Genomic DNA, 6,000 nt, shown 5'->3' on the forward strand with positions numbered 1-6,000 from the left:
TCCCGCCTGCCCGGGTCGGCCTGCCCCGCCCCGGCTGCGTGCCCGGCCCGTGCCGGAAACGCCGACTGCCCCCGCCCCCGGGAGGGGCAGAGGCAGTCGGGATGCGTGCAGCAGGACCGGGTCAGTCCAGCAGCGAGACGTCGCGCACGGCGCCCTTGTCGGCCGAGGTGGCCATCGCGGCGTATGCCTTGAGCGCCGTGGAGACCTCGCGCTCGCGCGTGGCCGGCCGGTACTTGCCCAGCGTGCCGAGCAACTTCTCGCGGCGCGCAGCCAGTTCCTCGTCCGAGACGTCCAGGGCGATGGAGCGGTTCGGGATGTCGATGGAGATGATGTCGCCGTCCTCGACGAGGGCGATGACGCCGCCGGCCGCGGCCTCCGGGGAGACGTGGCCGATCGACAGGCCCGAGGTGCCGCCGGAGAAGCGGCCGTCGGTGATGAGCGCGCACTTGGCGCCCAGGCCGCGGCCCTTCAGGAACGACGTCGGGTAGAGCATCTCCTGCATGCCGGGGCCGCCCTTGGGGCCCTCGTAGCGGACGACGACGACGTCGCCTTCCTTGACGCGCTTGGTGAGGATCGCGTCGACCGCTTCCTCCTGCGACTCCACGACGACCGCGGGGCCGGAGAAGGTCCAGATCGACTCGTCCACGCCCGCGGTCTTGACCACGCAGCCGTCCGCGGCGAGGTTGCCGACCAGGATGCCCAGGCCGCCGTCCTTGCTGTAGGCGTGCGCGGCGTCGCGGATGCAGCCCTTCTCGACGTCGAGGTCGAGGCTCTCCCAGCGCTCGGACTGGCTGAACGCGGTCGCGGACCGCACACAGCCGGGAGCGGCGTGGAACAGCTCGACGGCCTCCGGCGACGGCGAGCCGCCGCGGACGTCCCAGGTCTTGAGCCACTCGGCGAGCGAGTCGGCGTGCACCGCGTGGACGTTCTCGTGCAGCAGGCCGGCCCGCTGCAGCTCGCCCAGCAGGGCCGGGACGCCGCCCGCCCGGTGCACGTCCTCGACGTGGTACGGCGCGTTGTTGGGGGCCACCTTGGCCAGGCACGGCACGCGGCGCGACAGGGCGTCGATGTCGCCCATGTCGAAGTCGACCTCGCCCTCCTGGGCGGCGGCCAGCAGGTGCAGGATCGTGTTGGTCGAGCCGCCCATCGCGATGTCGAGCGCCATGGCGTTCTCGAACGCGTCGCGCGAGGCGATGCTGCGCGGCAGGGCCGACTCGTCGTCCTGGTCGTAGTAGCGCTTGCACAGCTCGACCGCGGTCGCGCCGGCCTTCTCGTACAGCGCCTTGCGGGCGGTGTGCGTGGCGAGCACCGAGCCGTTGCCGGGCAGCGCCAGGCCCATCGCCTCGACCAGGAAGTTCATCGAGTTGGCGGTGAACATGCCGGCGCACGAGCCGCAGGTCGGGCAGGCGGCTTCCTCGATGCGCTCCAGGTCCTCGTCGGAGACCGCGTCCGAGGCGGAGTCGGCGATCGCGGTGATCAGGTCGAGGTGCGCGCGCACGGTGCCGTCGACCATGACGGCCTTGCCGGCCTCCATCGGGCCGCCGGACACGAACACCGCGGGGATGTTGAGGCGCAGCGCGGCCATCAGCATGCCGGGGGTGATCTTGTCGCAGTTGGAGACGCACACGATGGCGTCCGCCTGGTGCGCGTTGACCATGTATTCGACGGCGTCGGCGATCAGCTCGCGGGACGGCAGCGAGTAGAGCATGCCGCTGTGGCCCATCGCGATGCCGTCGTCGACGGCGATCGTGTTGAACTCGCGCGGGATGCCGCCGGCCTGCTTGATCGCGTCGGAGACGATGCGGCCCACCGGGGCGAGGTGGGTGTGACCGGGTACGAACTCGGTGAAGCTGTTCGCGACCGCGATGATCGGCTTGCCGAAGTCCTCGCGCTCGACGCCTGCCGCGCGCAGCAGCGCCCGCGCGCCCGCCATGTTGCGGCCGTGGGTGACCGTCCGAGACCTCAGTTGCGGCACTGGGAACACCCTTTCGCTCGTAGTCCTGGTCGTACGCAGCGCGCCCGGCGCCCTGGAGGGAGGCCGGGAATCCGACGCATGCGGTACTCACGAGCTTACGGCGGCGGCGCGCAAGGCGGGTCGGACGTCCAGGATGCGGCCACCTGGTGAGACGGCCGGGCAAACCGGCAGGTGGCAGGCCTGCCTGCGGTTTCCCGGTGGTCAGGCGCCCTGGAGGTAGCGCTGCAGGGTGGGAGCGATCTCGGCGGTGAGGACCTCGGGGTCGGCCGACGCGATGGGCTCCAGGCACAGCACGTACCGGGTGAAGGCCACGCCCATGAGCTGCGCGGTGCACAGGTTGGCGCGCAGCGCGGCGTCCCGGACGCCCAGCTCGCGGACCACCCGGCCGATCATCTCGTGGGTCATGAATTCCTTGATGAGGCCGGCCGCAGGGGTGCCGGACAGGACCGTGCGCAGCATGGCGAGCATGCGCGGCCGGATGTCGGGCTCCTCCCAGAGCGCGAAGAAGTAGCGGGCCAGGCGCTCGCCCATGCGGTCCGGGCCGTCGGTGGTGAGCTCGGGGACCAGCGCATCCGGGTCGAAGGGCAGGTCGAGGGCCGCGATGAAGACGTGTTCCTTGGGCCCGAAGTAGTGGTGCACCAGGGCCGGGTCCACGCCCGCGCTGCGGGCTATGCCGCGGACCGAGGTGCCTTCGTACCCGCTCCGGGCGAACTCGGTGCGGGCCGCCTCCAGGATCTGCCGGCGGGTGTCCGGCGCGCCGGTGCGCCGCCCGGCGGGGCGGCCGGGGCCGCGCCGCTCGGGAGCGTCCCCCGGCGCGGCCACCTCAGATGACCTCGGCCGGGGCGGCCAGGTGCAGGCGGGTGAAGGCGAGGGCCTCGGCCAGGTCGGCCTCGCGCTCGGCGCGGCCGGAGACCCGCCGGGTGTTGACCTCCAGGACGACGGTGCCGGCGAAGCTCTGCCGGGCGAGCCGCTCCAGCATGGCCGCGCAGGGCTGCGTGCCGCGGCCCGGGATGAGGTGCTCGTCCTTTATCGAGCCGCTGCCGTCCGCGAGGTGGACGTGGCCGAGGCGGCGGCCCATCTTGGCGGCCAGGGCCATGGCGTCCACGCGCGAGGTGGCGGTGTGCGACAGGTCGAGGGTGAAGTGCCGGAAGTCCTCGTCGGTCGGGTCCCAGTCGGGCGCGTAGGCGGCGACTTCCTTGTCGCGGTAGCGCCACGGGTACATGTTCTCGACCGCGAACATCACGTCGGTCTCGTCGGCCATCCGGTGGATGCCGCGGACGAAGTTGCGGGCGTAGTCGCGCTGCCACCGGAAGGGCGGGTGCACGACGACGGTGCGCGCGCCGAGGCGCTCGGCGGCGACCCGGGCCCGGACCAGCTTCTCCCACGGGTCGGTGCCCCAGACCCGCTGGGTGATCAGCAGGCAGGGGGCGTGCACCGCGAGGACCGGGATGCCGTGGTGGTCGGAGAGGCGGCGGAGTGCCTCGATGTCCTGGCTGACCGGGTCGGTCCACACCATGACCTCGACGCCGTCGTACCCGAGCCGGGCGGCCATCTCGAACGCGTCCGCCGTGGTGTCCGGGAACACCGATGCGGTGGACAGCGCGATCTTGGCGTCCGGCACGCGCAGGATCGCGTCCGGGACGCGCGGTTCCACGGCGGGCACGGACGCGACCGTCGGCACCGCGAGCCCGTTGGCCGGGCGGCGCGCGAAGTGATCGAACGGATCCCTGGGGGCGGTCACGCGCCAAGAGTAGAACGCGCGCCCCGCCGCGGGACCCCCCTACCGGCACAGTCACTGCGCGCTGACCTGGAACGTCCCGTTCCGTACGGACTGCCGTCAGTGCCCCATCCAGTCCAGTCGGCGCAGGATGATGCCCTCGCGCAGGGCCCACGGGCAGATCTCCAGTTGGTGCACGTCGAGCAGGTCGAGTGCGGCGTCCGCGACGACGGCGCCGGCGACGAGCTGCGACGCCCGGCCCTCGGAGACGCCGGGCAGGGCGGCGCGCTGCACGGTGCTCATCTCGGCCAGCCGGGGCAGCCAGTCGGCCAGTGCCGAGCGGGTCAGCACGCGGCGGGCGTATGGGCCCTCGCTGGACCCGGGGGCGCCGGCGATGCGGGCGAGTTGCTTGAAGGTCTTGGAGGTGGCCACCACGTGGTCCGGGCGGCCGAGCCGACTGAACTCGGCGACGGTGCGGGCGATCTCGGTGCGCACGTGCTTGCGCAGCACGCGTACCTCTTCGGGGTTCGGCGGGTCGCCGGGCAGCCATGCGCGGGTGAGGCGGCCGGCGCCCAGCGGCAGCGAGACGGCGGCGTCGGGCTCCTCGTCGATGCCAGCCGCGACTTCGAGCGAGCCGCCGCCGATGTCGAGGACCAGCAGCCGGCCGGACGACCAGCCGAACCAGCGGCGTACTGCCAGGAAGGTGAGGCGGGCCTCGTCCGCGCCGGTCAGCACCTGCAGGTCGACGCCGGTCTCGCGGCGCACCCGGGCCAGCACGTCCTCGCCGTTGGCGGCCTCGCGCAGGGCGGAGGTGGCGAACGGCAGCAGGTCCTCGACGCCCTTGTCCTCGGCGACCTCCAGCGCGTCCGCGACCGTCTCCACGAGGCGCTCGACGCCCGGCTCGCCGAGGCTGCCGTCCGGCTCCAGGAGTTCGGCCAGCCGCAGGTCGGTCTTGTGGGAGTACGCAGGCAGCGGCCGGGCGCCCGGGTGGGCGTCGACCACGAGCAGGTGGACCGTGTTGGAGCCCACGTCGAGAACACCGAGTCGCATGCATCGACGCTAGCTCACCGCGTGCCGCCGGCGGTGCGCAGCGCGGAGACGTGCCCGCCCCCGTTCCGGCCCTTACTCTTGGCGCGTGCCCGAAGTAAGTCTGGATTTCCCCCGTGCCTGGTTCGAGTTCGCCGACCCCGCTCCCCGCGAGGACCCGGACGACGCCGAGCAGATCTTCCGCTGCGACCTGACCTGGCTGACCTCGCGCTGGACCTGCGTGTTCGGCAGCGGCTGCCAGGGCATCCAGGCCGGGCGCGCCGCCGACGGCTGCTGCACCCTCGGGGCGCACTGGTCGGACGACGACGACGAGAAGCGCGTCATGGAGTGGGTCGGCCGGCTCACCCCCGAGACGTGGCAGCACCACGAGACGGGCACCCGGGACGGCGTCAGCGAGCCGGACGAGGACGACGAGATGCGCACCCGCCGGGTGGACGGCGCATGCCTGTTCCTCAACCGGCCCGGCTTCGCGGGCGGCGAGGGCTGCGCGCTGCACGCCCAGGCGCTGCGCGAAGGCCGGCATCCGCTGGAGGCCAAGCCGGACGTGTGCTGGCAGCTGCCGATCCGGCGGACCTTCGACTGGGTCGACCGGCCGGACGAGACGCGGGTGCTGATGGTGGGCATCGGCGAGTACGACCGGCGCGGCTGGGGACCGGGCGGGCACGACCTGCACTGGTGGTGCACGGGTGCGACCGAGGCGCATGTGGGTTCGGAGCCGGTGTACGTGTCGTATGCGCCGGAGCTGCGCGAGCTGATGGGCGACGCCGCGTACGAGGAACTGGCGAAGGCGTGCCAGGCGCACGAGGCGCGGCGGTACGCACCGCATCCGGCGGACCCGGCCTGAAAAGCCTCTGAGGAGCCTGCTTCAGGGCTTGGCGGCGGCCGGCGAGGCGGACTCGGCCGGCGCGGTCGCCGACGGGGTCGGCTCCGGTTCGGTCGGCGAGGCACTGCCGCCGGACGTCGTGCCCTCGATGGTCACCTGCGAACTGCCCGGCTGGATCCGGACGTCCGCGCTCCAGGAGCCTTGGGGGGCGGCCGCGGAGTCGACCGTGACGGTCACCGTCTCGGCCGCGCCCGGCGCGAGCGTGCCCGAGCCGCGGCTGAGCCGGAGCCAGTCGGCCGGGGTGGACGCGGTCCAGTCGACCGGCGAACTGCCGGGATTCCGCAGGGTGATGACGGTGCGGTCGCGGTCGTGCGCGGCCTCGACGACGAGTGCCGCGGGCGGCGCCGGTGCCGGGCCGGCGGCCGGCGGCGCGGCGAC

The 6,000-nt window shown here is 73.3% G+C and carries 6 protein-coding genes; 1 reads left to right on the forward strand and 5 read right to left on the reverse strand.

Annotated elements, in window-relative coordinates:
- Positions 1 to 121: 121 nt before the first annotated feature.
- From ilvD to LZ495_RS14645, 4 genes are all read right to left on the reverse strand, one after another.
- Entirely contained in the window at positions 122 to 1,975 is a 1,854-nt protein-coding gene (ilvD, locus tag LZ495_RS14630; RefSeq protein WP_235052605.1) for a dihydroxy-acid dehydratase, read from the reverse strand.
- Between the two features lie 201 nt (positions 1,976 to 2,176).
- A complete protein-coding gene (locus LZ495_RS14635) occupies positions 2,177 to 2,797 on the reverse strand; it encodes a TetR/AcrR family transcriptional regulator (RefSeq protein WP_235052606.1) in 621 nt (206 codons plus the stop codon).
- A 1-nt stretch (position 2,798) separates the two neighbouring features.
- A complete protein-coding gene (locus tag LZ495_RS14640; RefSeq protein ID WP_235052625.1) occupies positions 2,799 to 3,602 on the reverse strand; it encodes a sugar phosphate isomerase/epimerase family protein in 804 nt (267 codons plus the stop codon).
- Between the two features lie 210 nt (positions 3,603 to 3,812).
- Positions 3,813 to 4,742, reverse strand: coding sequence for a Ppx/GppA family phosphatase (locus tag LZ495_RS14645; RefSeq protein WP_235052607.1), 930 nt, complete (start codon positions 4,740 to 4,742; stop codon positions 3,813 to 3,815).
- 85 nt (positions 4,743 to 4,827) lie between these two features.
- On the opposite strand from LZ495_RS14645, the gene LZ495_RS14650 reads away from it, so the two are divergent.
- Positions 4,828 to 5,583, forward strand: coding sequence for a DUF3109 family protein (locus LZ495_RS14650; RefSeq protein ID WP_235052608.1), 756 nt, complete (start codon positions 4,828 to 4,830; stop codon positions 5,581 to 5,583).
- 21 nt (positions 5,584 to 5,604) lie between these two features.
- Here the strand turns inward: LZ495_RS14650 and LZ495_RS14655 are convergent.
- A partial coding sequence (locus LZ495_RS14655; protein WP_443732544.1) for a BACON domain-containing protein occupies positions 5,605 to 6,000 on the reverse strand: 396 nt, incomplete at its 5' end.

Origin of the sequence: Yinghuangia soli (assembly GCF_021502675.1) — a bacterium.
GTDB lineage: Bacteria > Actinomycetota > Actinomycetes > Streptomycetales > Streptomycetaceae > Yinghuangia > Yinghuangia soli.

What these genes read in the sequence shown, in the direction of transcription:
- LZ495_RS14645 (WP_235052607.1), bottom strand. Translation starts at nt 4,742, where the DNA reads ATGCGACTCGGTGTTCTCGACGTGGGCTCCAACACGGTCCACCTGCTC.